We start from the raw sequence: 24,338 nt of genomic DNA, 5'->3' as shown, positions 1-24,338 counted from the left end.
CGCAGAAGGTTACGATTGCATGCTCTTTTGCAATCGCCCCCTTTTGCATTCGGCCATTCCCCATCATGGTGACGGTCATGCCGACGATCCCCGCCATTTCGACGATCGCCCAGACGATCCAGCTCTCGCTCGCGCCGGTGTTCATGCTCGCCGGCATCGGTCAGTTGCTCAACGTGCTGGCCGGACGCCTGTCGCGGGTGATCGACCGGGCGCGCAAGCTGGAACTGCTGCACGGCAGCATCGCCGGGCCCGACCATCATCGCTATGTCTGGGAGCTGCGCCTTCTCGACCGCCGGATGACGATCATCAACGCCGCGCTGTTCCTGGCGGTGTCGAGCGCGATCATGACGTGCGTGCTGATCGCGCTGCTGTTCATCGCCGAACTGGCGAAGCTGCATTTCGGCACGGCGGTGGCCTTGTGCTTCATCCTGGCGATGATCCTGCTGATCGCAGCACTCGTCTCGTTCATCGTCGAGGTGCGGATCTCGCTGCGCGCGTTCCGGATTCGACCCGAACTGCTGAAAGACCTGTCGTGATCGAGAAGCGCATCCTGCAGGCGGTCGTGGCAGTCGCGTGCCTGTTGCCACTGATCGTCGGCGGTCAGGGCGTGCTGCACGGCCCCGCGCCATTCGGCCATCTCGCCGAGGTACCGCGCGATCTGGATAGCCATTTCCGGTACATCTCGGGGATCTTCTTCGCGACCGGATTGGGGTTTCTGAGCTGCATCCCCGATATCGAGCGCAAAGGGCCGCGATTCCGGCTGCTCGGCGGCCTGATCTTCGTCGGCGGCGTATCGCGCGGGATCTCGCTGCTGGCGGTAGGGGTGCCCTCGCAAGGACATGTGCTCGGGCTGGGTATGGAGACGGTGGTCGTGCCGTTGCTGATGCTCTGGCAGTGGAATTTCGCGAAGCGGGTGGGCTGACCCCTTTTCCCCCGTCCCCTCCGACACGCACAGTCCCCCCACCCGTCATCCTGACGAAAGTCAGGATCCAGAGCCATTGGCGCCACGCTCTTTGCTCTGGGTCCTGACTTTCGTCAGGATGACGGCAGGTGTGGGAGGTCGTCCTGTTTTACCCAGCACGCCAATCACCCGGTCAGCGAGCAGCGTCCAAACCGGGGCCTATGTCGGCAGTCGGCAGATACCGTGGCGCCACGCGAGCCTTCGCTCTTTGCTCATACGCATAGCCGGCGCCGAGCACCGCCGCGTCACCATACTTCGTCGCGATGAACGACAACCCAACCGGCAGACCACGGACCAACCCCATCGGCACCGTCAGGTTCGGATACCCCGCGATCGCCGGCAACCCGCTCGAACTCGGCCCGCCGTACTGATCGCCGTACACCGGTTCGCTCAGCCATGCCGGGCCGTAAGTCGGCTCGACCAGGACGCTCGCGCCCGCCGTCTTGAGCATAGCATCGATCCCCTCCGCACCCGCCAGCCGAAGCGATTTCGCGCGCGCCGCCTTGTACGCCGGATCGTTCAACCCCTTGGTCTTCGCCGCAGCCTCGAACGTCTCCTGCGCGAAGAAGGGCATTTCGGTGCCTGCGTTGGCGGTGTTGAACGCGATGACCTGATCGAGCGTCCGCGTGCGGACTGCTGCGGGCGTGGTCGCGAGATAGGTGTCGAGATCGGCCTTCAACTCGGTCTGGAGCACCAGCAATTCCGCCTCGCCAAGCCCATCGAGCTTGGGCTGCTTGACCTCGACCAGCACCGCGCCCGCAGCCTTCATCACGTCAAGCGAGGCCTGGTATTTCGCGGCAAGGTCCGCGGTCATCTCCGGCCGGATCACGCCGACGCGCAGGCCCGACAGCGCGCTGGTCGACAGCCCGGCCGCATAGTCGCGCTTGAAAGCCCCTGCCCCCGCGGTCGCGGCATCGGCAGGATCGGCCGCGATCATCGCCGAGAACAGCGTCGCGACGTCGCGCACGCTCCGCGCCATCGGCCCCGGCGTATCCTGGCTGTGGCTGATCGGCACGACATGCGTGCGGCTCACGAGGCCCAGCGTCGGCTTCAGCCCGACCAGTCCGTTGAGCGACGACGGACACACCACCGAACCGTCGGTCTCCGTCCCGATCGCCGCCGCCGCGAAGCTCGCCGCGATCGCCGCGCCCGAGCCACTCGACGAACCACACGCGGTACGGTCGAGCGCGTAGGGGTTCTTGACCAAGCCGCCGACCGCACTCCAGCCGCTCATCGACTGGGTCGAGCGGATGTTCGCCCATTCGCTGAGGTTGGTTTTCCCCAGGATCACCACCCCCGCGGCGCGGAGTTGCGCCACAACGGGTGCGTCCCGACGCGTGAGATTATCCTTCAGCGCGAGGCTGCCGGCCGTCGTCGGCATCGCATCGGCGGTCTCGACATTGTCCTTGATCAGCACCGGCACGCCGTGGAGCGGACCACGGATGCGCCCGGCCTTGCGTTCGGCGTCAAGCGCCTTGGCCTGCGCCAGCGCGTCGGGGTTGAGCGCGATAACGGCGCGGAGAGTAGGGCCCTTGCGGTCCATCGCCGCGATCCGCGCGAGATAGGTGCGGACGAGGTCGACGCTGCTCGCCTTGCCGGACGTCATAGCCGCCTGGAGCTGATCGATCGACTGTTCCTCGACCGCGACGGTCTTGGCGCTCGCGACGGCTGGAATGGCGGTTGCGAGCAATAGCCCGATGATAAACTTACGCATTTGCGAATCCCCTTTGGCGCGAGGCTATCGGGGTTGCGCATCCACGCCAAGCGGTCTGAACGATGCTCGACACGATGCGTTACGGATCGGCAACGGATAGGGGAATGGCGTGCGTCTCGTGTTGAAGATCGTCGGGGGCATCGTGCTGCTGGCGGTCGTGGTCGTCGCGCTGGCGGTGACGATCGTGCCGCGCTTTCTCGACCGCATCTACTACCGCGGGCCGGCAAGCGGACATTTCGATGGTACGCGGTTCGCCAATCCCGACAACGACGCTGACACGCAGCAGATTCAGCCCGCGGGTGGTGGCAACGGCGGGGGTCGCGCAAGCTTCTTCTGGCGATATTTCACCGGCAGCGATGGCCGACCCGCCTGGCCGAAGACGGTCGCGATAAACCGCATCGCACCACCCGCGCGCGTCGAGGGCGAGCGGATGGTGGTGACGTGGGTCGGCCATGCCAGCGTGCTGATCCAGACGCAGGGGCTCAACATCCTCACCGATCCAGTCTGGGCGGAAAAGGCCGGGCCGCTGGGCACGGGGCCGAATCGTGTCGCCGAGCCGGGCATCGCGTTCGATGCGCTGCCGAAGATCGATCTCGTGCTCGTCAGCCACAACCACTACGATCATCTCGACAAGGCGACGCTGCAACGGCTGTGGCAGCGCGATCGGCCGCGGATCGTCACGAGTTTGGGCAACGACAGCGTGATCGGCCAGACCGGGGCGGAAGCGACCGCGCTCGACTGGGGACAGCGGGTGGCGATCAAGCCGGGCGTCGCGGTCGCCGTAACGCGCAACCATCATTGGGGCAGCCGCTGGTTCACCGATCGCAATCGCGCGCTGTGGTCGAGCTTCGTCGTGACGCTGCCGGGCGGGAACGTGTTCTTTGCGGGCGATACCGGGATGGGCGACGGGAAGTGGCCGGTCGAAGCGGCGGCGCTCGGCCCGATCCGGCTGGCGCTGATCCCGATCGGTGCGTTCCGGTTCGTCGATGGGCAGATGGAATCGGGCAGCCATATCGGCCCGGTCGATGCGGTCGAGGTCTATCGCCGACTGGGCGCGGCGCACGCGATCCCGATCCACTGGGGGACCTTCCGGCTGTCGTTCGAAGGGTATGATACGCCGCCGAAACTGCTGGCGGCGGCGATGCGGTGTACGGGGCAGACCGGGTTCGCGCCGGTGGCGATCGGGCGGCCGGTGGCGGTTGCTCGGTATGTAAAGCCGGCGACAGTGACGCCGATGCCGCGGGAGGTTTTGTTGAAGTGTCTCGATACACCGACGGTTCGAGCTTTCCGCTAAATTCTCCGTCACCTCGGAGAAGTTCGGCGGTTATCCCCTTCGACCGAGTAAACCTGTTTCCCCGCGAAGGCGGGGACCCAGACTGGGCTCCCGCCTTCGCGGGAGAACAACGATAGAGAAAAGTGACGCCGGCCACACGTCCGACCACCCCGGCGAAGGCCGGGGCCCAATTGGGGAAGGCTGTTAATGGTGGACAAGCCCCTTGTTACTGCCACCTTTCCAATTGGGCCCCGGCCTTCGCCGGGGAGGTGTACCCGCTCGGACGCGATAGGCGGCGAACACAGCCCGTCCCTCACCCCATCTTGAACACGCAGAGCTTGTTGCCGTCCGGATCACGGAAATAGGCGCCATAGAAGCCCATCTGCTCGGGCCCCCGAGACCCAGGACCACCCTCGTCCGCGCCGCCCAGTTCGATCGCCTTGGCGTAAACCTGATCGACCTGCTCGCGCGAGTCCGCCGCCAGCGCGACCATCGTACCATTGCCCGCGGTCGCCGCCGCACCGTCATAGGGCCTGCCGATCACCAGCATCGGCTTGTCCGCACCCGCGCCGTAGAAGGTGAGTTTGCGCTCGTCGGGCATCTGCATGAGCCGCTTGCCGCCGACCGTCACGAACAGCGCGTCGTAGAAGGTCAGCGCGGTATCGAGGTCGTTGGTGCCGAGCGTCGCGTAACCGATCATGGGTCTCTCCTATATGGTGGAGAGGCCTATCGGCCCGTTCAGCAACGGAGACAATCCATCCACATGCTGCCATCTGCCCAATCTCCGTCATCCTGGGCTCGACCCAGGATCCAGAGCCACAGACGCCGCCGCATGGGGTTCTGATCCTGACTTTCGTCAGGATGACGGGGTGTCAGCCGACGAACGCGCGCTCGATGACGAACGTACCCGGCTTCGAATTCGCGCCCTCCTCGAAGCCCTGCGCCTCGAGCATCACCGCGAATTCCTTGATCATCTCGGTCGAGCCGCACAGCATCGCGCGGTCGGTTTCGGGGTTGAGCTTCTGATCGCCGCGGACCGGGTGGCCGAACAGCGACGCGTCCTCGATCAGCGCACCGATCCGCCGCGTGGTGCGGAACGGCTCGCGCGTCACGGTCGGGATGTAGTGGAACTGCGTCTGCGCCTCGTCGGCGATCAGCGGGTCCTCCGAGAGCAGCCCTACCATCTCGTCGTGATAGGCGAGATCGCTCACGCGGCGCACGCTGTGCACGACGATCACCTGCTCATAGGCCGCATAGACGTCGGGGTCGCGCATCAGGCTGAGGAACGGCGCGAGGCCGGTGCCGGTCGAGAACATGAACAGGCGCTTCCCCGGCAGCAACGCGTCGAGCACCAGCGTGCCGGTCGGCTTCTTGCCCAGATACACTTCATCACCCGGCTGGATCAGCTGGAGCTTCGAGGTCAGCGGGCCATCCTCGACCTTGATCGACAGGAACTCCAGCTCCTCCGAATAATGCGGGGACGCGATCGAATAGGCGCGCATGATCGGCTTGCCGCCTTCCTGGGGCAAACCGATCATCACGAACTCGCCCGAGCGGAAGCGGAAGGTCGATGGCCGCTCGATCGCGAAGCTGAACAGATGTTCGTTCCAGTGACGCACCCACAGCACCTTGGCGTTGAGGAACGCAGGCGTCTCGGGGATCAGCACGGGGGCGCGGGTTGCTTCGACGGTCGGGGCGATCATGCGTCTATTCCTTCGGCCGCGCGGACTCGCGCTGGCGGATCGATTGCTTGCGAAACGGTCGCATTATGGGCGCGAGCCGGACGGGTCAACAACAGCTAAACTTGGCACTGCCCAAACAGGTCCCGTGGCCGTTGCCGACTCGAGCGATGTTCCCCATATTCCCCCTCGATGGCCATTCAGATCCGCACCAGTCTCGCCGAGCCCGAAACCGGCGAAAGCTTCGTCCCGCACCGCCCGACCGCGCGCCCAGACAAGGTCGAGGGCGGCAAGCGGTTCAACCTCGTCAGCGAGTACGAACCCGCGGGCGACCAGCCTACCGCGATCGCCGAACTCGTCGCCGCGATCGGCGACGGCGAGAAGGACCAGGTGCTGCTCGGCGTCACCGGCTCGGGCAAGACCTTCACGATGGCCAGCGTCATCAACCGCGTCCAGCGCCCCGCGCTGATCCTCGCGCCGAACAAGATCCTGGCCGCGCAGCTATACGGCGAGATGAAGTCGTTCTTCCCCGACAACGCGGTCGAATATTTCGTCAGCTATTACGATTATTATCAGCCCGAAGCCTATGTCGCGCGCTCCGACACCTACATCGAGAAGGAATCGTCGACCAACGAGTCGATCGACCGGATGCGGCATTCGGCGACGCGTGCGCTGCTCGAACGCGACGACGTCATCATCGTCGCGTCGGTGTCGTGCCTGTACGGCATCGGCTCGGTCGAGACCTATTCGGCGATGATCTTCGACCTCAAAAAAGGCACGACGGTCGATCAGCGCGAGATTGTGCGGAAACTGGTCGCGCTCCAGTACAAGCGCAACGACGCGGCGTTCCAGCGCGGAAATTTCCGCGTGAAGGGCGATACGCTCGAGATCTTCCCGTCGCATTACGAGGACAGCGCGTGGCGCATCTCGTTCTTCGGCGACGATATCGAGGAGATCACCGAATTCGATCCGCTGACCGGCAAGAAGGTCGCGTCGCTGAACTCGGTTCGGGTGTACGCAAACTCGCATTACGTGACGCCCGGCCCGACGCTCAAGCAGGCGGGCGAGGCGATCAAGCACGAGTTGGCGGAGCGGTTGAAGGAGCTGGTGCTGGAGGGCAAGCTACTGGAGGCGCAGCGCCTCGAGCAGCGCACCAACTTCGATCTGGAGATGATCGCCGCGACGGGCTCCTGCGCGGGGATCGAGAATTACAGTCGCTTCCTGACCGGACGCATGCCCGGCGAGCCGCCACCCACATTGTTCGAATATCTCCCCGACAACGCATTGCTCTTCGTCGACGAGAGCCACGTCACGATCGGCCAGATCAACGGCATGTCGCGCGGCGATCACCGTCGCAAACTGACGCTCGCCGAATATGGCTTCCGCCTGCCGAGCGCGATCGACAATCGTCCGCTGCGCTTCAACGAATGGGACGCGATGCGCCCGCCGACGACCTATGTCTCGGCGACCCCGGGCAGCTGGGAGATGGAGCAGACCGGCGGCGTCTTCGCCGAACAGGTTATCCGCCCGACCGGGCTTATCGATCCCCCCGTCGAGATCAAGCCGGTCGAGGAACAGGTCCAGGACCTGATCGTCGAAGTCGGCAAGACCACCGCGCTCGGCTACCGCACGCTCGTCACCACGCTCACCAAACGGATGGCCGAAGATCTCACAGAGTATATGCACGAGGCGGGGATCAAGGTCCGCTACATGCACAGCGACGTCGAGACGTTGGAGCGCATCGAGCTGATCCGCGACCTGCGGCTCGGCGTGTACGACGTGCTGATCGGCATCAACCTGTTGCGCGAGGGATTGGATATCCCCGAATGCGGGCTGGTCGCGATCCTTGATGCGGACAAGGAGGGCTTCCTGCGTTCCGAGACGTCGCTGATCCAGACGATCGGTCGCGCGGCACGCAACGTCGATGGCCGCGTGATCCTGTACGCCGACCGCGTAACCGGATCGATGGAGCGCGCGATGAACGAGACGTCGCGCCGCCGTGAGAAGCAGGTCGCGTACAACACCGAGCACGGCATCACCCCGACGACGATCCGCCGCAACATCGGCGACATCATCGCGCACGTGGCGAGCCAGGATCAGGTGACGATCCCGATCGATGAGGACCGCCCGCACATGGTCGGCCACAATCTCCGCGCGTATATCGAGGACCTCGAGAAGCAAATGCGCAAGGCTGCGTCCGATCTGGAATTCGAGACCGCGGGTCGACTGCGCGACGAGATCCGCCAGTTGGAGAACGAGGAACTGGGCCTGCCGGTCGACCAGCAGAAAGCGCCGGTCATGGGGCGTTCGAACGAGGGCAAGCCGGGGACGCGCAAGACGAGGTACGGCAAGAGCCAGAAGATGCGGATGGGTGGCTCCCGGTCACGGTGAACGCTTGCATGCTTTACGCTGCCGCTGGACACTAAGGGATCGCCTATGCCTGTTTGATGGTGGCTTATGATCCGCAGTTTTTTAGATGATGAGACTGAAAGCGTTTCCGTCGGACGGCAAAGTCGCAGACTGCCACTTGATATTCAGCAGACTGCCCGGCGCAAACTTCGTCAGCTAGAAAATGCCGGTCGCTTGGACGACCTGCGCACCCCGCTGGGCAACCGCTTGGAGCAGTTGAAAGGGTTAACGCCTTTGCGATATAGCATCCGGATCAACGACCGGTGGCGGATTACGTTTGGTTGGTCGAACGGAGGCGCGGACGATGTCCGGATCGAGGATTACCATCGCGGATGACGAGCGGTTGGACAACGTCCACCCAGGCGACATTCTGCGCGAAGATTTCCTGATTGGTAGCGACATCCCGCTTGAGGAAGTCGCAAACGGCACCGGGATCGAACTTGCCACTCTGCGCGAAATAGTTGCCAGCACCCGTGACATAGATCCGTCGGTGGACGCCCGGTTGACCCGGTATCTACGGATGTCCGAGGGATTTTTCCTCCGGCTTCAGGTCAGTTACGATGTCGAGAAAATTCAGCGGAACGAAGCGGGCGCACTGGCCCGCATCGTTCCGCGCGCGGCTTAGCCGACTACAAGGTCTTCGCTGCTCGACCCATAATAGCTTGCCACACGGTCGGCATACGCCTGGTCGAAGACCGGCGCGTTGTTCGCCCAGCTTGGACCGCCTTCAAGGACACGCTTGTCGATCGTGACGACGTAGAGGTCGCGGACCGCGTCGAACTGGAGCAGCGCAAACGGCAGCGGGTAGAAGCTCTTGCCCATGCCGAGGAAGCCGCCGAGGCTCAGCACGGCGTGGGTGACGCGGCCGGTGCCCTTGTGGACCATGAACGCGTGGACCGAGCCGACATTGTCGCCGTCGCGGCTCTCGACCTTCATCGTGCCGGAGATGTTCGACTGGACGAGCAGCTGGGTTGGCGTCTGGGCGGCGGTATCGGACATGGACGTTCTCCTGATTTCTTCCGTCGTTGAACCGGTATCACCGTGCGGCGGTTCCCGCCGGCCGCTCTTCGTCGTACTTGAGCGACCGCCGGGCGTGCCGCATAGCGATGCGATGCGCACTCCGTCCCCTCCCCTCGTCGGCTTGCGATCGCTTGCCAGCCCTATCGCCCTGGCACGGCTTGCTGGTCTAGCGACTCTTGCCTCGATCGCCGGCTGCGTTGCGCCGCCACGTGTTGAAGCGCCGCCGCCCCCGCGTGAGGCCCCCCCCGCTCCGGCGCCACGTCCGGTGCCGATCGCTGCGGACTGGCGCGACTGGCCGTATTCGCCGGGGACGTGGGTGTATCGCCGGGATGCGCGCGGTTCGATCGCGTTGTTCGGGCCAGCCAATGCCGACGCGTCGCTGACGGTGCGGTGCGACACTACGGCGCGCCAAGTCTATCTATCGCGCGCGGGCAGTACGCCGACGCCGCTGACGATCCGCACATCAAGCGTTACGCGCGCCGTGTCCGTACAGCCGACCGGGGGCACGCCGCCCTATGTCGCGGCTACGCTGATGCCGAACGATTCGTTGCTGGAGGCGATGGGGTTCAGTCGCGGGCGGTTCGTCGTCCAGCAGGCCGGACTGGCGCCGCTCGTCGTGCCCGCCTGGGCCGAGATCGAGCGCGTCACCGAGGATTGCCGCGGCTGATTTCGACGAACCGGCGGTCCCACAGGATTGATCAAAAACTTCCGTAAAACAAGGCTTGTATCGCAGGCGCGCTCGGCACACATTGGCGTTGCGGTCAGGCTTGGCCGCGTTGTTTCAACAAGCGAAAGGAGGTGATCCGATGTCTCATGGTTCAGCAGTGAGTTCGGTTCGGTTCGTTCGGGGGACGCACCGCTAACGCCGCCGGTCCGCGTGGGGAGTATCCTCTCCCAGTCAACACGTGGTCCATAGGATAGGCGGTACGCATGGTCCTCCGGGCTGGAGCTCTCCGGCCGCTGACCATGTCAGGGGGCTGTCGGTTCGTCGTGAGACGATCCGGCAGCCTCTTTTCATTTGTGGGGTGGTGGGTTGACGATGGTGGTCGACCCAATTGCCATCTGCGACGAGATTGCGTCGAACGGGACTATGTTCGCTGTCCGTCGAAGTCACCCCGGTTTTTTCGAGCTGACGATGTCGACAGGTGCCGGCCGAGCCGGTGCCTCGCTTCGCCTCCGCACCCATCACCTTTGTGTTCCGCTTTACGGTTAGGACCGGGCAACCGAGCGCGCATTAGGCCAACGCTGCACCAGCCGAAGCGTTACAAGTGCATGCCCCGCCCCCGCCGTCATCCTGACGAAAGTCAGGATCCAGGGTCGCAAAGGGCTGCGTTTGATTACTCTGGATCCTGACTTTCGTCAGGATGACGGGAAAGACGCAGGAATGAGTGGGCTGCTTGGGCAAGCACCTGATCTACCATCTGTATTACCGCGCCCCGCCCTTGGTCCGTAACTACCCCTACAGGAAAGACTTAGCCCGGTTGAGCACGATGCTGCACATCCGCGTCTTCACCTGCCCACCGAGCTCGTCGAGCGAAAACGCCTGTCCGTTCGGCGCCTGCACTTCGCCGTCTTGTCCGGCGGCATAGCCCGGCGACGTCTGCACCCCCTGTCGCCCGATCAGACGCTGGAGGATCGATTGCGCGCCAGTATCCGGGGCTTTCGTGGTGCTGCCCGCTCGCGGTGCATTCCGTCCGCCGGTCAGCGCGCCAAGCGCACCACCCTGCCCAAGCAGATTGTTCTTAAGGCAATAACCGAGCAGGCCGGCGGCGTTACCGGCACCGATCGATCCGACGCTCGGCAACGCACCACCCAGCAAGCCATCCAGGCCGCCGAGTCCACCAAGACCGCCAAGACCGTTTCGAGTCGACGCCGACTCCGGTGCGGTGGTCTGCGCAGATGCGGACGTCGCGAGGGCGAAGGCTGCGACGAGGGCGATTGCGGTCTTGGGCATGATACGGAGCTCCGATAAGGTCGTGTTACCAACAGGACTGGCCGGGGTGCGTTCCGAGCTCGGCTTCGCTCAACCGCCCGCAAAGAACGCGTCGACGGATCCGCGCTTGGCGCTCAACGCCGCCGCCACCCGTCGGCGGGCATCGTAATACACCAGCGCCGTCGCGCCCGGACGGTCTTGCGAAGACGAGAGGCCTCCGCGTCCGTCAGGCTGCTCTCGCCCGCGACATGATCCGCATACCCCTCCTGCTGCCAAGTCGGGAGCATAACACTGCGCACTTCGCCAAGATGGTTGGCGAGCATAATGTGCGTCGTCTCGTGCGCGATCACGCCGGACAACGTGCGAGTGCCGCCCATCGCACGACCGTTCGTCACGCGGTCGGCGGCGACATCGCTGCGGTTAAGATGATCGCCGAACTGAAGGGCCGGCGGAACGCGAAGGCGTCCGGCGACTGGATCGCGAGAAACCGCCAGCGCCAGCCTCCGTCCGTCAGGAACAGCGACCGATCGAGCGAGCCGGTGTAGATCGGACTGGCGCGCAGCAACCCTTCCGCGCGCGCCAGTTCGCTGCGATCCGAGGATCGATCGGACGCTCGGCATAGACGGTGACGGTGCCGATTCGCTGCTCATACGGAAACGCTAGCAACTGCGGCGCGTAGACGACCGCGACAACAAGCAGAAGTAGGAAGGCACGACCCACCGGACGGGCCCCCGCCCCCTTCTGCCTGCGCGCGTCGTCATGCCGGCGTCAGCAACCCCTCACGCGCGATCTTCTCACGCCAGACCAACGGTGCGAGCTGGTGGACGTTCTCGCCCGCGGAATCGACCGCAACGGTCACCGGGAAGTCGCTGACCTCGAACTCGTAGATCGCTTCCATGCCGAGATCCGCGAAGCCGACGACCTTCGATCCCTTGATCGCGCGCGCGACCAGATACGCCGCGCCGCCGACCGCCATCAGATACGCGGACTTGGCCTCGGCGATCGCCTTGGTCGCATCGCCGCCGCGTTCCGCCTTACCGACCATCGCCAGCAGGCCCTGGTCGAGCATCATCCGCGTAAACTTGTCCATCCGCGTCGCCGTGGTGGGGCCCGCAGGTCCGACGACTTCCTCGCCGACCGGATCGACCGGGCCGACGTAATAGATCACGCGACCCTTGAAATCGACCGGCAGCGGCTCGCCCGCATCGAGCATGTCCTTGATCCGCTTGTGCGCCGCATCGCGCCCGGTCAGCATCTTGCCGTTGAGCAGCAAGCGGTCGCCGTGCTTCCACGTCTGCACGACTTCGGGCGTCAGCGTGTCGAGATCGACGCGGATCGCGGCCCTGTCGGGCGTCCAGTTGACGTCGGGCCATTCCTCCAGCTTTGGCGCCTCCAGATACACCGGGCCCGAGCCGTCGAGCACGAAGTGCGCGTGGCGCGTGGCGGCACAGTTGGGGATCATGGCCACCGGCTTCGACGCGGCATGCGTCGGCCAGTCGAAGATCTTCACGTCGAGAATAGTCGAAAGCCCGCCCAGCCCCTGCGCGCCGATGCCAAGCGCGTTGACCTTGTCGTAGATCTCGATCCGCAGCGCCTCGATGTCGTTCCTGGGCCCGCGCGCCTTCAGCTGCGCCATGTCGATCGAGCCCATCAGCGACTGCTTGGCGAGGATCATCGACTTCTCGGCGGTGCCACCGATGCCGATCCCGAGCATGCCGGGCGGGCACCAGCCGGCACCCATCTGCGGGATCATCTCGAGCACCCAGTCGACGATCGAGTCGGACGGGTTCATCATCTTGAACTTCGACTTGTTCTCGCTGCCGCCCCCCTTCGCCGCGACGTCGATCGAGACGGTGTTGCCGGGCACCATCTCGACATGCATCACGCTCGGCGTGTTGTCCTTGGTGTTGCGGCGGGTGAAGGCGGGGTCGGCGAGGATCGACGCGCGCAGCTTGTTCTCGGGGTTGAGATAGGCTTTTCGCACGCCTTCATCGACGACTTCCTGCAAGCTGCGGGTCGACTCGAGGCGGCAATCCTGGCCCCATTTGACGAAGATCGTGACGATGCCGGTGTCCTGGCAGATCGGGCGGTGGCCCTCCGCGCACATCCGGCTGTTAGTCAGGATCTGCGCGATCGCATCCTTGGCGGCGGGCGATTGCTCCGCTTCGTACGCGACGCCCAGCGCGCGAATGTAGTCCATCGGGTGGTAGTAGCTGATGAACTGGAGTGCGTCGGCGACGCTTTCGATCAGGTCGGCTTCGGTGATGACGGTCATGCAGCGCCTTTACGGATACAGGTTTGCAGGCGTCTTAGCGGTGATCGCGCGATTTATGAAGACGGGGCCGTTGCGGTAATCGGGGCGCAAACAGCCAAAGGTTACGATAAGGTCACACCAACGTGCCCTGGCGTATCCGATGCCACCAAATGGAAAAGGCCGGGATAGCCTTCGCGCCACCCCGACCTTTCCTAGTTATCTCAAAGTGTTAGTATGATTACATCGGCGGCGTCAGGCCGTCCTTGCCGACGGCGACCGACTTGGCGCCCTTGGAGTCGGTCGAGACGATCGCGAACAGCTTCTGGCCCTTGGCGAGGACAGTACGCTCGGCTGGCTCGAACCGGACGATCGGCGTGCCGACGGGGACGACGACCTGGGCCTTGCCGCCCTTGTACGAGATGCTCAGCTTGGTCTCGCCGGGCTTGCCTGCGCCACCTGTGACGGTGCCGTTGGTCATGCCGCTCTGCTGCGCCACCGTGCCGTTCGTCATCGCGCTCTGGCCATCGACCGTGCCGTTGGTCATCGCGCTCTGCCCGTCGACGGTGCCGTTGGTCATTGCGCTCGACCCACTCGTGCCGCCGCCTGCAGCCGCGACCGCGCCGGGGACGTCCCAGGGATAATGACCCTCGCCGGTGCCGCGCATCGCCTCGGGGAAGATGACCAGTTCGACCGCGCGCAACGCATTGTCGGGACCAGTCGTCGCGGTGCCGATGAAGTCGCCGTCCTTGAGCGTCGACAGGTCGGACTTCACCACCCAGGCGAACTTGGTGTTGGCGTCGAGCGGCACGGTGGCCGACTTGCCGTCATAGGTCTGGACGGTCAGCGCATCGGTGCCGATCGCGGTGATCACGCCGCGGACACGGTTGACCGCCGGGGTCGCGCTCGTCGCAGCGCTGGTGTTGCCCATGGCGATGTTTGCGGTCGTGGTGTTCGAGTCCGTCGAAGTCGTCTGACCACAGCCGCCGAGGACCGCGATCATACCGCCCAGCAGCATCAGCTTTTTCGTCAACATCGCAGTAAATCCTTCACAATATCAAAGCGTAGCGCCGAGACGGCACCGGCGATCGGTTCGCAGACGGCCATGATGATATGGTCGATGTACCTTAACGCCGGAAGGGACAATCGGTCGCATCGCATGGACAGGGCGGGCGGGCGACCGGAAGGCCATTTCGGCGGCGGCAGGCCGACTCCGGCTTTCCGCGCGGCGCTGCCCGGCCTAGAATGTGCCGATGCAGGATATCAGAAACATCGTCGTTCTGACCGGGGCGGGCATCTCGGCGGAAAGCGGAATCGCGACGTTTCGCGGGCCGGGTGGCTTGTGGGAGGGGCACCGTGTCGAAGACGTGTGCACCCCCGAGGCGCTCGCGGCGGATCCGGAACTGGTGCACCGGTTCTACGATCTGCGACGCGAGGCTCTGGCGACGGTCGAGCCTAACGCTGCGCACAACGCGCTGGCGCGGCTGGATGCGGGTTGGGAGGGCGAGTTGCTGATCGTCACGCAGAATGTCGACGACCTGCACGAGCGCGCGGGTGCAACGCGGATGCTGCATATGCATGGTGAGTTGTTGTCGGCCTTGTGTGCCGTGTGCGGCGCGCGTGAGGCTTGGGCTGACAGCTTGCCAGAGGGGGCGACGTGCGCGGCGTGCGGCTCAGGCGCGTTGCGGCCGGACATCGTGTTCTTCGGCGAGATGCCGTACCAGATGGAACGGATCGAGGCGGCCTTGGCGAAGGCCGACCTGTTCGTGTCGATCGGCACGTCGGGCGCGGTGTATCCCGCGGCGGGGTTCGTGCAGACCGCGGCGTATCATGGGGCCAGGACGCTGGAGCTGAATCTCGATCCGTCGATGGGGAGCGTGTTCTTCGAGCAGACGCGGATCGGTGCGGCGGGCGTGCTGGTGCCGTCGTGGGTGGACGAAGTGCTGGGCCGATAGTCAGGCAGGCACGGGCGTTACGGACGATCGCGTATAGGACCGCCCCCAGAACCAGATACCCGCCACGATCATCGGTACGCTCAGCGTTTGCCCCATCGTCAGTCCCCACCACAGGTGATCGAGTCCGGCGTCGGGCTGGCGGACGAATTCGAGCAGGAAGCGCGCAGTGCCGTAGAGGATCAGTCCGGTGCCGAGCAGCCGTCCCGGGCGAAGCCGCGCGTCGGTGCGCCAGAACAGATATGCGAGCACGATCATGGTCACGCCCCCCTCGAGCGCGGCTTCGTATAGCTGGCTGGGGTGGCGGGGGATGCCGTCCTGCGTGCCGGGGAAGATCACCGTCCAGGGCAGCGAACTGGGCCGGCCCCACAACTCACCGTTCACGAAATTGGCGATCCGTACCAGCACGAGCCCAAACGGCGTCGCGCACGCAACATAGTCGCAGACGCGGAGCAGCGAGAGGCGATGGCGGCGGGTGAACGCGATCAGGCTGACGATCACGCCGAGGAACCCGCCATGCAGCGACATCCCGCCCCGCCAGAGTTTCAGTACGTCCAGCGGATCGCGCCAGATCTCCGGCCGGTAGAACAGGCAATAGCCGAGGCGGCCGCCGAGTATGATGCCGAGCGTCAGATAGAAGACGAGGTCGTCGACATGGCGTTCAGCCATCGGCGCGCCGGATCGCCCGAGCATTTTCCGCAGATACCACCAGCCCAGGGCGATCATCGCGATGTAGCTGAGCGCGTACCATCTGAGCTGGAACAGGCCGAAATCCCAGGCGACCGGGGAAAGAGGAAGCTGGTCGTAGCGGATCGCGGACGTCGCATCGATCATGGTCGGCATCGTGTGGTCCTCGTCCGGCTGAGCGGGCGTGGGAACGATAGCATGCGCGGGCGAGAGGACGGCGCGGTTTTGACCGGCGATCGCGAAATGGTTTTACTATTGCGGGATCGGGTCGCGGAAATACCGACCCAAATTGTTCCCCCGCGAAGGCGGGGGCCCAGACTGGACCCCCGCCTTCGCGGGGGAACACCCTTTGTTCGAACTCTATACCACCCGGCGAAGGCCGGGGCCCAATTGGCAAGGTCGAAGTGACGGAACGCTGTCCGCAGTTACAAACGCCCCCAATTGGGCCCCGGCCTTCGCCGGGGTGGAATATTTCCGCGGGTTCAGTCGACCCAGTCGAGGCCCATGTCGCGATAGACTTCGCGGTCTTCGTCCCAGCCGGGTTTGACCTTTACGTGCAGGTACAAGTGAACGGGCTTGCCGGTGATCGAGGCGAGTTCGATGCGGGAGCGGGCGCCGATTTCCTTGATGCGGACGCCGCCTTTGCCGAGCACGATCGCGCGTTGGGTGGGACGCTCGACCAGGATCTGCTGGTGGATCTCCAGCGAGCCGTCCTGGCGTTCGATATACTGCTCGGTCTCGATCGTGCTCGCATAGGGGAGTTCGGCGTGGAGCTGGAGATAGAGCTGCTCGCGCGTGACTTCCGATGCCAGCGCGCGCTCGGTCGAGTCGGAGACCTGGTCCTCGGGGTAGTGCCACGGACCTTCGGGCATGGCCTTGGCGAGCTGCGTCTTGAAGTGCGCAAGGCCGTCGCCGGTGCCGGCGCTGATGAAGAACGTCTCGGCGAACGGGAGCAGCGCGTTGAGTTTCTCGGCGTGGATCAGCAGCTTGGTCTTGTCGGCGAGATCGACCTTGTTGAGGACCAGCCAGATCGGCTCGGTGCGGCCGACCAGCGACTCGACGATCGTCGTCACCTTGCCGCCGATCCCGCCCTTGGCATCGACCACGAGCGCGATGATGTCGGAGCCTTCCGCGCCACCCCAGGCGGCGGCGACCATCGCGCGGTCGAAGCGGCGCTTGGGCTCGAAGATGCCGGGGGTGTCGACGAGCAGGATCTGCGTGTCGCCCTCGATCGCGACGCCCATCAGCTTGGCTCGCGTCGTCTGCGCCTTGGGGCTGACGATCGCGACCTTCTGGCCGACGAGCGCGTTGACGAGCGTCGACTTGCCGGCGTTCGGCGCGCCGACGATGGCAACTAGGCCGCAATGCTTGGTATCGGGCTTGGTATTCGTTTCAGTCACATATGCTCTTTTCGAACTGGTGTTGCGTTCGGCTGTACAGGGAAAATGGCCGTCCGTCATCGCGTCGCGAGAAGGTCGAAGAAGGCAGTTTTGTTCGCGCAAAGGCGCAAAGGCGCGGAGGGGTTGCGAGCGGTAATCAGGTATCGCTCCAAACGGCTCCGAGATACTCGGCGGCGCATGATTGCGGCGCGCGCGAGCCCCATCCACACCACCTCCGCGCCTTTGCGCCTTTGCGCGAACAAAACTGCCTTCTCAGCCCAGCTTCTCCAGGAGCGCCTTGGCTGCCGCGGTTTCGGCTTCCTGTTTGCTGGAGCCGGTGGCGGTGGCTTCGGCGAGTTTGCCGACTGACACCAGCATCGTGAACTTGGGGGCGTGGCCGGGGCCGGTGCGTTCGACGATGGTGTATTCGGGGGGCTTGCGGTTGTGCGCGGCGGCCCATTCCTGCAGCGCGGACTTGGGGTGTTGCGGGGCTTTTGCGCCCGCCTGGACGCGGTCGCCCCAGGCGCCGCGGACGAAGGCGCGCGCCGCGTCGAGGCCGGCTTCCTGGTACCAGGCGCCGATCAGCGCTTCCATCACGTCGCCGAGCACGTTGTCGCTGTCGCTCGCGCCGTCATCGCGGGCCTGCTTGCCGAGTTTCAGATGCGCGCGGACGCCGAGTTCGCGGGCGACGTCGGCGCAGACGGGACCGGTGACGAGTGCGTTAAGGCGCTTCGACAGCGAACCCTCGGGGTCGGTGGCGAACAGTTCGTAGAGCCACTCGGCGATGATCAGGCCTAGGACGCGGTCGCCTAGGAACTCGAGTCGCTCGTAGTTCGCCGCGGCCTGGCTGCCGTGCGTCAGCGCGCGCTCATAGGGGGCGAGGTTGGTCGGTGCGCGGCCGAAGAGCGTCTTCAGCCAGCCGGCTAGATCGCTCAAAAGCCTTCCCCGATACGGCTCCAGCGCGCGGCACTGACCCAGGTCCAGGGCTTCAGCCATTCGGCATTGCCGTCGGTCGAGAAGAAATTTACGACCGCCTTGCCCTCGACGTTGGCGAGCGGGACGTAGCCCATGCCTTGCGGCGCGGGGAACCGGCTGTCGCCGCTGTCGTCGCGGTTGTCACCCATCACGAAGATGTGGCCGGCGGGGATCGTGTAGAGCCCGGTGTCGTCGCGATCGGGGAGTTCGGCCTGGTCGAGGACTTCGTAGCTGCGACCGCCCGGAAGCGTTTCGCGGAAGCGGGGGTAGCGGCAGATCTGGACGTTCGCGACGACGTCGACGTACGGCGCGCCGCATTTCTCGGCGTTGAAGTTCTCGGTCAGCGGGATCGTGAAGTCGGCGATGCGGAGCTTCGGGATCGCCGTGCCGTTGAGGTAGACGGTGCCCTGACGCATCTGGACGGTCTCGCCGGGGAGGCCGATGACGCGCTTGATGACGTCGTGGTCGAGCACTTCGGGTGCGCGAAAGACGACGACGTCGCCGCGCGTCGGGGTGCTGCCGAAGATGCGGCCGGGGATCAGCGGTATGCCCGCGGGGAGCGACCAGCGCGAATAGCCGTAGTTCCACTTCGAGACGAAGAGATAGTCGCCGATCAGGAGGCGGGGCAGCATCGATTCGGACGGGATGCTGAACGGCGCGAAGATGAAGCTGCGGAGGATCAGGACGACCACCGCCAGCTTCAGAAGAAAGCGGAACGTTTCGCTCGTCTCAGAGCGCTTGGGTTTGGTCTTAACGTCATTTGCCATGTGCGCGGGTTTGCGCAGACCGCGCCTATCGTCAAGCGTGTGCGGGATACCAGTCACCGAAAGAGCGTTGTCGCGGTCTCGCGCTTGCAGCATGACCGGCGCGCACGTCTATTCGGAGAAGTAGCATGACCGCCGACTGGTCCAAGATCGAAGCCCTGCCCGCCACCAAGCTGACCGACCTGTTCGCAGCGGACTCGGAGCGACTCTCGAAGCTCAGCCTCGATGTCGCGGGGATCCACTTCGACTGGTCGAAGACGCATCTGACGACGGACATGGTCACTGCGTTCGAAGAGATGGCGAAGGCGCAGGACTTGTCGGGTAAGCGGCAGGCGCTGTTCTCGGGCGAGGTCGTCAACGTCACCGAGGGCCGCGCGGTCGAGCACACTGCCGAGCGCGGCGAGGGCAAGCCTGAGAGCGTCGCGATCGCGCAGGCGAGCCATGCGCGGATGCGGACGCTGATCGATGCGATCGAGGCTGAGGCGCTGGGTCCGGTGCGGCATATCCTGCACGTCGGGATCGGTGGATCGGCGCTGGGGCCGCAATTGCTGGTCGATGCGCTGGGGCGTGACGATAAGCGCTACGACGTGGCGATCGTCGCCAATGTCGATGGCGTGGCGCTGGAGGACGTGTTCGCGAAGTTCGATCCGGCGGCGACTTTGCTGGTTGTCGCGTCGAAGACGTTCACCACGACCGAGACGCTGATGAACGCCGAAAGCGTGCTGCAGTGGATGACCGAGCATAATGTCGAGGATCCGTATGGCCGCGTGATCGCGCTGACCGCGTCCCCTGAGAAGGCGATGGAATGGGGCGTTGACGAGACGCGCATCCTGCCGTTCGCGGAGAGCGTCGGTGGGCGCTACTCGCTGTGGTCGACGATCGGTTTCCCGGCGGCGATCGCGCTGGGGTGGGATCGGTTCGAGGAACTGCTCGAGGGTGCTGCCGAGATGGATCGGCATTTCCGGCTATCGGCGCTTCATGAGAACGCGCCGGCGCTCGCGGCGTTCGCCGACCTGTATTACACACAGATCCGCCATGCCGAGACGCGCGCGCCGTTCGCGTATGACGAGCGGCTGCGGTTGCTGCCGAGCTATCTCCAGCAGCTGGAGATGGAGTCGAACGGCAAGTCGGTGACGGTCGACGGGCAGCCGCTCGGGCGTCCGTCGGCGGCGATCACCTGGGGTGGCGTCGGTACGGAGGCGCAGCATGCGGTGTTCCAGTTGCTCCACCAGGGCACGCATCTCGTGCCGGTCGAGTTCATCGCGGTGATCGAGCCGGGTGACACGCTGCCCGAGGAGCATCACCGGGCGCTGTTGCTGAACGCGTTTGCGCAGGGTGCGGCGCTGATGGCGGGCAAGCAGGTCGAGGATCCGGCGCGCAGCTATTCGGGCGATCGGCCGTCTTCGACGTTGCTGCTGGACGATCTGGATGCGCGGACGCTGGGGGCGCTGATCGCGTTTTATGAGCACCGGGTGTTCGTGAACGGGGTGCTGTTGGGGATCAACTCGTTCGACCAGTTCGGGGTCGAGCTGGGTAAGGAAATGGCGAAGGCGGCGGAGAAGGGCGGGCAGACGTTCGATCCTTCGACGGACGATCTGATCAAGCGCGCTTTTGGATAAAACACGGTCGTCATCCCGGACTTGATCCGGGATCCAGAGCCACGCGCGACATCCTGCGTGGCTCTCCATCCTGGGTCGAGCCCAGGATGACGGAGCTTTGGTGAGGCGGGGGCGTTCCCGTTTCATGCCCCTAATCCTCGCCGTCGCGCTCGCCGCCTCCCCCACCGTTGCACAGATGAAGTGGGAGCGGCGCGTGTTGATCGTCTCCGCCTCGACCGCTGAAGACCCCGCGCTCGCCGAGCAACGTCGCATTCTCGCCGGTTGGAAGGCCAGCGCCGCCGCCCGCGACCTCACTGTCGTCGAAGTTGTCGGCGACACGGTTCGCGGCGCGAGTGACCCAGCAGCAGCGCTCCGCCGCAAATACCACCTCCCCACCACCTTCACCGCGATCCTGATCGGCAAGGACGGCGGCGAGAAACTACGTAGCACCAAGCCCTTCCCTACCGCTGCGTTGGAAGCGACGATCGACACGATGCCGATGCGCAAGGCCGGCCAGCGATAGGCTGAGCCGATCAGCGTGATCGCCGCGCCGGGGTTGCCGCCTCGCGCCCCCTGCCCCAGATGGCATGCAAAGCCGCTCGCCAGCGGCACGTGACCTACGAGGACTGCCCGTGACCGACACCAAATCCGTGACCGATACCCCATTCGACTATGACCTGTTCGTCATCGGCGCAGGCTCGGGCGGGACGCGTGCGTCGCGTGTCGCCGCCGCGCACGGCGCGCGGGTCGCGGTCGCGGAGGAGCACCGGGTCGGCGGGACCTGCGTCATCCGCGGGTGCGTGCCGAAGAAACTGCTGATCTACGGCGCGCATTTCGCGGAGGATTTGAAGGATGCCAAGCGGTTCGGCTGGCAGGTGCCCGACAATTGCGCGTTCAGCTGGCCGACGCTGCGCGACAACGTGATGGAGGAGGTCGACCGGATCAACGGCGCCTACACCACCACGCTGCAGAACAACCATGTCGACATCATCCACCAGCGTGCGGTCGTCTCCGGGCCGAACGAAGTCACGCTCGCTGATGGCACCACCAAGACCGCCGCCAAGATCCTGATCGCGGTCGGCGCGCATCCGCTGGTGCCTGAGTTCCCCGGTGCCGAGCATGGCATCACCTCGAACGAGGTCTTCCATCTCGATGACGTGCCCAAGCGCGTGCTGATCGCCGGCGCGGGCTATATCGCCAACGAATTCGCCGGCATCTTCCACCAGTTCGGATCGCACGTGACGCTGGTCAACCGGACCGACGTGATCCTGCGCGGCTATGACGAATCGATCCGCGACCGGCTGCTCCAGATCTCGATGAGCAAGGGCATCGATTTCCGCTTCAACGCTGCGTTCGAGAGCATCGAGAAGGATTCGGATGGCTGCCTGACGGTCAAGATGAGCGGGCACGAGCCGATCGTCGTCGATCTCGTGATGTTCGCGACCGGCCGTTTGCCCAACACGAAGGGCCTCGGGCTTGAAACCGCAGGCGTCGAGATGGACGCGGCGGGCGCGGTGATCGTCGACGAGGATAATCGGTCGAGTTGCGACTCGATCTTTGCGGTCGGCGACGTCACCAACCGGATTCAGCTGACTCCGGTCGCGATCCGCGAGGGGCAGGCGTTCGCCGACACGTTCTTCGGCGGCAAGCCGACGCGAGTCGATTACGCCAACGTTCCCGCAGCCGTGTTCAGCCATCCGCCGATGGCCGGCGTCGGCATGACCGAGTCGCAGGCGCGGGAAGCACTCGGCTCGGTAAGGGTGTATTCGAGCGACTTCCGGCCGATGAAGAACGTGCTGGCGGGCCGCAACGAGCGCTCGCTGTACAAGATGATCTGCGACGGCGAGACCGACCGGGTGGTCGGCATCCACATGATCGGGCCGGACTGTCCGGAGATCCTGCAATCGGCTGCGGTGGCGGTGAAGGCCGGGCTGACCAAGGCCGATTTCGACGCGACCGTCGCGCTGCATCCGACGATGGCGGAAGAGCTTGTCTTGATGAAGTGAAACCTTCAGGCTTTGCGTTGCGGGAACGACGCGGTAGATCGCGCATACCCGATCCTCGAAAGGTTCCAGCATGCGTGAAGCCGCCATCGTCTCGACCGCCCGTACCGCTATCGGCAAGGCGTATCGCGGCGCGTTCAATGCGACCGAGGCGCCGGTGCTGGCGGGGCATGTGATGAACGCGGTGGTCGAGCGCGCAGGGATCGATCCGGCGCGGATCGACGAGGTGTTCTGGGGCGTCGGCAACCAATGGGGGACGCAGGGCGGTAACGCCGGACGGATGGCGCTTTTTGCCGGCGGGCTGCCGGAGTCGGTCCCCGCCTTCACGCTCGACCGGAAATGCGGGTCGGGCCTGACCGCGGTGGCGCTCGCGGCGCGGACTATCATCTGCGACGAGGCGGATGTGGCACTGGCCGGCGGGATGGAGTCGATCAGCTACACCGTCACGAAGGATGCGCCGCGCTACGTCAATGCGAGCGTCGTGGCGAAGGAGCCGGCGGCGTATATCCCGATGATCGAGACCGCGGAGATCGTCGCGGAGAAATACGGCATCAGCCGCGAGGCGCAGGACGCCTATGCGGCGATGAGCCAGCAGCGTGCCGCCGCCGGGTTGGCGAACGGGGCGTTTGCCGAGGAGATCGTGCCGATCACGGTCGAGAAAGTGCTGTACGACAAGCAGGGCGCGCATGCCGGGATCGAGAGCGTCACGCTGTCGCAAGACGAGGGTATCCGCGCCGGCACGACGCTGGAGGGTCTGCGTGGGCTGAAGACGGTGTGGCCGGGCGGCGAGTTTTCCGGGCCGGGGTCGAGTGTCACCGCGGGCAATGCGAGCCAGCTGTCCGACGGCGCGTCGGCGCAGCTGCTGATGGATCGCAGGACTGCTGAGGCTGAGGGCAAGGACATCCTCGGCATCTATCGCGGGTTCCAGGCGGCGGGGTGCAGCCCGGCGGAAATGGGGATCGGGCCGATCTTCGCGATCCCGAAACTGCTCGAGCGTACGGGGTTGTCGGTGGCCGACATCGGACTTTGGGAGCTGAACGAGGCGTTCGCGTCGCAATGCCTCTATTGCCGCGATTTCCTCGGCATCGATCCGGAAAAGTACAACGTCAACGGCGGCGCGATCGCGGTCGGCCATCCATTCGGGATGACCGGGTCGCGGCTGGTCGGGCATGCGCTGATCGAGGGGCGCAAACGCGGTGTGCGCTATGTCGTCGTGTCGATGTGCACGGCTGGGGGCATGGGCGCTGCGGGGTTGTTCGAGATCGTTTGATTTCTCTAATCGCCACCACCTCGATGTGCGGCCCCGTCATCCCAGCGAAAGCTGGGATCTCCCGGTTCGAGCCGACGCACTTACCGGGATACCCCAGCCTTCGCTGGGGTGACGGCATTGGTTAGGGCACAGGGACCCTGACCTCCGCCGGGGTGGCAGTACACGAAATTTAGGGTGTTCTTCGTCGAGTCCTCACCCTTCCCACCGGCTTTGCCAAGCGGGCCGCTTCCCTGGGGGAGAGGGATACAAGATCAGTCGACCATCCCGGTTACGGTGATTTTGCCGCCGCGGTCGATAATCTCGCCGTCGACCATGCCGCTGATCAGCACCGTCGCGCCGGGTTCGACTATCAGCGTGCCATCGATCATCCCGGCGATCTCGGCGGTGGCGCCGGCCGGGACGATCGCGGTGCCGTCGAGCATGCCTTCGAATTTACCCTCGATCGTCAGGTCTCCGCGGTGCATGCCGTT

General features: G+C 65.0%; 26 protein-coding genes. 12 read left to right on the top strand and 14 right to left on the bottom strand.

The window, feature by feature from the left end; translation table 11 throughout:
- Positions 1 to 77: 77 nt before the first annotated feature.
- Together C8J46_RS08410 and C8J46_RS08405 are read left to right on the top strand one after the other, a co-directional pair.
- Positions 78 to 536 carry a DUF2721 domain-containing protein gene (locus tag C8J46_RS08410; RefSeq protein ID WP_132737485.1) on the top strand — a complete coding sequence of 153 codons (459 nt, stop codon included), beginning with the start codon at positions 78 to 80 and terminating at the stop codon, positions 534 to 536.
- Positions 533 to 922 (top strand): DUF4345 domain-containing protein, encoded by a 390-nt coding sequence (locus tag C8J46_RS08405; protein ID WP_132737482.1) that lies wholly within the window; start codon positions 533 to 535, stop codon positions 920 to 922. Before C8J46_RS08410 ends, C8J46_RS08405 begins: the two co-directional genes overlap by 4 nt.
- 172 nt (positions 923 to 1,094) lie before the next feature.
- Here C8J46_RS08405 and C8J46_RS08400 read toward each other — a convergent pair whose 3' ends face one another.
- Positions 1,095 to 2,675 carry an amidase gene (locus C8J46_RS08400; protein ID WP_132737479.1) on the bottom strand — a complete coding sequence of 527 codons (1,581 nt, stop codon included), beginning with the start codon at positions 2,673 to 2,675 and terminating at the stop codon, positions 1,095 to 1,097.
- Positions 2,676 to 2,793: 118 nt separating this feature from the next.
- Here C8J46_RS08400 and C8J46_RS08395 point away from each other — a divergent pair, with 118 nt between their 5' ends.
- Positions 2,794 to 3,969: an MBL fold metallo-hydrolase gene (locus C8J46_RS08395; RefSeq protein WP_132738227.1), complete on the top strand. Its 1,176-nt coding sequence runs from the start codon at positions 2,794 to 2,796 to the stop codon at positions 3,967 to 3,969.
- A 292-nt stretch (positions 3,970 to 4,261) separates the two neighbouring features.
- Here C8J46_RS08395 and C8J46_RS08390 read toward each other — a convergent pair whose 3' ends face one another.
- Complete coding sequence (locus C8J46_RS08390; RefSeq protein WP_132737476.1) at positions 4,262 to 4,648, bottom strand: VOC family protein; 387 nt, start codon at positions 4,646 to 4,648, stop codon at positions 4,262 to 4,264.
- Positions 4,649 to 4,820: 172 nt separating this feature from the next.
- Positions 4,821 to 5,651 (bottom strand): ferredoxin--NADP reductase, encoded by an 831-nt coding sequence (locus C8J46_RS08385; protein WP_132737473.1) that lies wholly within the window; start codon positions 5,649 to 5,651, stop codon positions 4,821 to 4,823.
- A 168-nt stretch (positions 5,652 to 5,819) separates the two neighbouring features.
- On the opposite strand from C8J46_RS08385, the gene uvrB reads away from it, so the two are divergent.
- From uvrB to C8J46_RS08370, 3 genes are all read left to right on the top strand, one after another.
- Positions 5,820 to 8,018: an excinuclease ABC subunit UvrB gene (gene uvrB / locus C8J46_RS08380; protein ID WP_132737470.1), complete on the top strand. Its 2,199-nt coding sequence runs from the start codon at positions 5,820 to 5,822 to the stop codon at positions 8,016 to 8,018.
- A 66-nt stretch (positions 8,019 to 8,084) separates the two neighbouring features.
- On the top strand, positions 8,085 to 8,372 hold the full coding sequence (locus C8J46_RS08375) for a type II toxin-antitoxin system RelE/ParE family toxin (protein WP_132737467.1): 288 nt from the start codon (positions 8,085 to 8,087) through the stop codon (positions 8,370 to 8,372).
- A complete protein-coding gene (locus tag C8J46_RS08370) occupies positions 8,341 to 8,661 on the top strand; it encodes a HigA family addiction module antitoxin (RefSeq protein ID WP_132737464.1) in 321 nt (106 codons plus the stop codon). The genes C8J46_RS08375 and C8J46_RS08370 overlap by 32 nt, the downstream gene beginning before the upstream one ends.
- Here C8J46_RS08370 and C8J46_RS08365 read toward each other — a convergent pair.
- The gene (locus tag C8J46_RS08365; protein WP_056065550.1) at positions 8,658 to 9,035 is read right to left on the bottom strand and encodes a PRC-barrel domain-containing protein; all 378 of its coding nucleotides are present in this window, start codon (positions 9,033 to 9,035) and stop codon (positions 8,658 to 8,660) included. The genes C8J46_RS08370 and C8J46_RS08365 overlap by 4 nt on opposite strands.
- 286 nt (positions 9,036 to 9,321) lie before the next feature.
- Here C8J46_RS08365 and C8J46_RS08360 point away from each other — a divergent pair, with 286 nt between their 5' ends.
- A complete protein-coding gene (locus C8J46_RS08360; RefSeq protein WP_332755593.1) occupies positions 9,322 to 9,723 on the top strand; it encodes a hypothetical protein in 402 nt (133 codons plus the stop codon).
- A 792-nt stretch (positions 9,724 to 10,515) separates the two neighbouring features.
- Here the strand turns inward: C8J46_RS08360 and C8J46_RS08355 are convergent.
- The 5 genes from C8J46_RS08355 to C8J46_RS08340 form a co-directional block, all read right to left on the bottom strand.
- Complete coding sequence (locus C8J46_RS08355) at positions 10,516 to 11,010, bottom strand: DUF2501 domain-containing protein (protein WP_132737461.1); 495 nt, start codon at positions 11,008 to 11,010, stop codon at positions 10,516 to 10,518.
- Positions 11,011 to 11,123: 113 nt separating this feature from the next.
- Complete coding sequence (locus C8J46_RS08350; RefSeq protein ID WP_165886493.1) at positions 11,124 to 11,384, bottom strand: hypothetical protein; 261 nt, start codon at positions 11,382 to 11,384, stop codon at positions 11,124 to 11,126.
- Positions 11,381 to 11,554 (bottom strand): hypothetical protein, encoded by a 174-nt coding sequence (locus C8J46_RS20780; protein WP_165886492.1) that lies wholly within the window; start codon positions 11,552 to 11,554, stop codon positions 11,381 to 11,383. The genes C8J46_RS08350 and C8J46_RS20780 overlap by 4 nt, the downstream gene beginning before the upstream one ends.
- 192 nt (positions 11,555 to 11,746) lie before the next feature.
- Positions 11,747 to 13,264: a fumarate hydratase gene (locus tag C8J46_RS08345; protein ID WP_132737455.1), complete on the bottom strand. Its 1,518-nt coding sequence runs from the start codon at positions 13,262 to 13,264 to the stop codon at positions 11,747 to 11,749.
- 217 nt (positions 13,265 to 13,481) lie between these two features.
- On the bottom strand, positions 13,482 to 14,276 hold the full coding sequence (locus tag C8J46_RS08340; protein WP_207894138.1) for a hypothetical protein: 795 nt from the start codon (positions 14,274 to 14,276) through the stop codon (positions 13,482 to 13,484).
- A 217-nt stretch (positions 14,277 to 14,493) separates the two neighbouring features.
- Between C8J46_RS08340 and C8J46_RS08335 the strand changes: the two genes are divergently transcribed.
- Entirely contained in the window at positions 14,494 to 15,195 is a 702-nt protein-coding gene (locus C8J46_RS08335) for an NAD-dependent deacylase (RefSeq protein WP_132737452.1), read from the top strand.
- Here the strand turns inward: C8J46_RS08335 and lgt are convergent, their stop codons facing one another.
- The 4 genes from lgt to lepB form a co-directional block, all read right to left on the bottom strand.
- On the bottom strand, positions 15,196 to 16,035 hold the full coding sequence (gene lgt / locus C8J46_RS08330; RefSeq protein ID WP_132737449.1) for a prolipoprotein diacylglyceryl transferase: 840 nt from the start codon (positions 16,033 to 16,035) through the stop codon (positions 15,196 to 15,198). It abuts the gene before it with no gap.
- 326 nt (positions 16,036 to 16,361) lie between these two features.
- Complete coding sequence (gene era / locus C8J46_RS08325) at positions 16,362 to 17,279, bottom strand: GTPase Era (RefSeq protein ID WP_243643283.1); 918 nt, start codon at positions 17,277 to 17,279, stop codon at positions 16,362 to 16,364.
- Positions 17,280 to 17,531: 252 nt separating this feature from the next.
- Complete coding sequence (gene rnc, locus C8J46_RS08320) at positions 17,532 to 18,194, bottom strand: ribonuclease III (RefSeq protein ID WP_107954640.1); 663 nt, start codon at positions 18,192 to 18,194, stop codon at positions 17,532 to 17,534.
- A complete protein-coding gene (lepB, locus tag C8J46_RS08315) occupies positions 18,191 to 19,000 on the bottom strand; it encodes a signal peptidase I (RefSeq protein WP_132737440.1) in 810 nt (269 codons plus the stop codon). Before lepB ends, rnc begins: the two co-directional genes overlap by 4 nt.
- A 125-nt stretch (positions 19,001 to 19,125) precedes the next feature.
- On the opposite strand from lepB, the gene pgi reads away from it, so the two are divergent.
- From pgi to C8J46_RS08295, 4 genes are all read left to right on the top strand, one after another.
- On the top strand, positions 19,126 to 20,616 hold the full coding sequence (gene pgi / locus C8J46_RS08310; RefSeq protein ID WP_056065526.1) for a glucose-6-phosphate isomerase: 1,491 nt from the start codon (positions 19,126 to 19,128) through the stop codon (positions 20,614 to 20,616).
- A 124-nt stretch (positions 20,617 to 20,740) separates the two neighbouring features.
- Positions 20,741 to 21,118 carry a DUF4174 domain-containing protein gene (locus tag C8J46_RS08305; RefSeq protein WP_132737437.1) on the top strand — a complete coding sequence of 126 codons (378 nt, stop codon included), beginning with the start codon at positions 20,741 to 20,743 and terminating at the stop codon, positions 21,116 to 21,118.
- Positions 21,119 to 21,227: 109 nt separating this feature from the next.
- Complete coding sequence (gene gorA, locus C8J46_RS08300; protein ID WP_243643282.1) at positions 21,228 to 22,601, top strand: glutathione-disulfide reductase; 1,374 nt, start codon at positions 21,228 to 21,230, stop codon at positions 22,599 to 22,601.
- A gap of 70 nt (positions 22,602 to 22,671) precedes the next feature.
- The gene (locus C8J46_RS08295; RefSeq protein ID WP_132737431.1) at positions 22,672 to 23,868 is read left to right on the top strand and encodes a thiolase family protein; all 1,197 of its coding nucleotides are present in this window, start codon (positions 22,672 to 22,674) and stop codon (positions 23,866 to 23,868) included.
- A 251-nt stretch (positions 23,869 to 24,119) separates the two neighbouring features.
- Here C8J46_RS08295 and C8J46_RS08290 read toward each other — a convergent pair whose 3' ends face one another.
- A complete protein-coding gene (locus C8J46_RS08290; protein ID WP_132737428.1) occupies positions 24,120 to 24,332 on the bottom strand; it encodes a hypothetical protein in 213 nt (70 codons plus the stop codon).
- Between the last annotated feature and the right edge of the window lie 6 nt (positions 24,333 to 24,338).

Source organism: Sphingomonas sp. PP-F2F-A104-K0414 (genome assembly GCF_004340945.1).
Taxonomy (GTDB): Bacteria; Pseudomonadota; Alphaproteobacteria; order Sphingomonadales; family Sphingomonadaceae; genus Sphingomonas.
The sequence above is the reverse complement of the archived record's forward strand: the minus strand, read 5'-3'. Positions and strand labels throughout refer to the sequence as shown.

Excerpts from the sequence above, each read along its gene's own strand:
- C8J46_RS08410 (WP_132737485.1), top strand. The coding sequence starts at position 78 with ATGCCGACGATCCCCGCCATTTCGACGATCGCCCAGACGATCCAGCTC.
- C8J46_RS08400 (WP_132737479.1), bottom strand. The coding sequence starts at position 2,675 with ATGCGTAAGTTTATCATCGGGCTATTGCTCGCAACCGCCATTCCAGCC.
- C8J46_RS08390 (WP_132737476.1), bottom strand. The coding sequence starts at position 4,648 with ATGATCGGTTACGCGACGCTCGGCACCAACGACCTCGATACCGCGCTG.
- C8J46_RS08385 (WP_132737473.1), bottom strand. The coding sequence starts at position 5,651 with ATGATCGCCCCGACCGTCGAAGCAACCCGCGCCCCCGTGCTGATCCCC.
- uvrB (WP_132737470.1), top strand. The coding sequence starts at position 5,820 with ATGGCCATTCAGATCCGCACCAGTCTCGCCGAGCCCGAAACCGGCGAA.
- C8J46_RS08375 (WP_132737467.1), top strand. The coding sequence starts at position 8,085 with ATGATCCGCAGTTTTTTAGATGATGAGACTGAAAGCGTTTCCGTCGGA.
- C8J46_RS08370 (WP_132737464.1), top strand. The coding sequence starts at position 8,341 with ATGTCCGGATCGAGGATTACCATCGCGGATGACGAGCGGTTGGACAAC.
- C8J46_RS08365 (WP_056065550.1), bottom strand. The coding sequence starts at position 9,035 with ATGTCCGATACCGCCGCCCAGACGCCAACCCAGCTGCTCGTCCAGTCG.
- C8J46_RS08355 (WP_132737461.1), bottom strand. The coding sequence starts at position 11,010 with ATGCCCAAGACCGCAATCGCCCTCGTCGCAGCCTTCGCCCTCGCGACG.
- C8J46_RS08345 (WP_132737455.1), bottom strand. The coding sequence starts at position 13,264 with ATGACCGTCATCACCGAAGCCGACCTGATCGAAAGCGTCGCCGACGCA.
- C8J46_RS08340 (WP_207894138.1), bottom strand. The coding sequence starts at position 14,276 with ATGTTGACGAAAAAGCTGATGCTGCTGGGCGGTATGATCGCGGTCCTC.
- C8J46_RS08335 (WP_132737452.1), top strand. The coding sequence starts at position 14,494 with ATGCAGGATATCAGAAACATCGTCGTTCTGACCGGGGCGGGCATCTCG.
- lgt (WP_132737449.1), bottom strand. The coding sequence starts at position 16,035 with ATGCCGACCATGATCGATGCGACGTCCGCGATCCGCTACGACCAGCTT.
- lepB (WP_132737440.1), bottom strand. The coding sequence starts at position 19,000 with ATGGCAAATGACGTTAAGACCAAACCCAAGCGCTCTGAGACGAGCGAA.
- pgi (WP_056065526.1), top strand. The coding sequence starts at position 19,126 with ATGACCGCCGACTGGTCCAAGATCGAAGCCCTGCCCGCCACCAAGCTG.
- C8J46_RS08305 (WP_132737437.1), top strand. The coding sequence starts at position 20,741 with ATGCCCCTAATCCTCGCCGTCGCGCTCGCCGCCTCCCCCACCGTTGCA.
- C8J46_RS08295 (WP_132737431.1), top strand. The coding sequence starts at position 22,672 with ATGCGTGAAGCCGCCATCGTCTCGACCGCCCGTACCGCTATCGGCAAG.
- C8J46_RS08290 (WP_132737428.1), bottom strand. The coding sequence starts at position 24,332 with ATGCACCGCGGAGACCTGACGATCGAGGGTAAATTCGAAGGCATGCTC.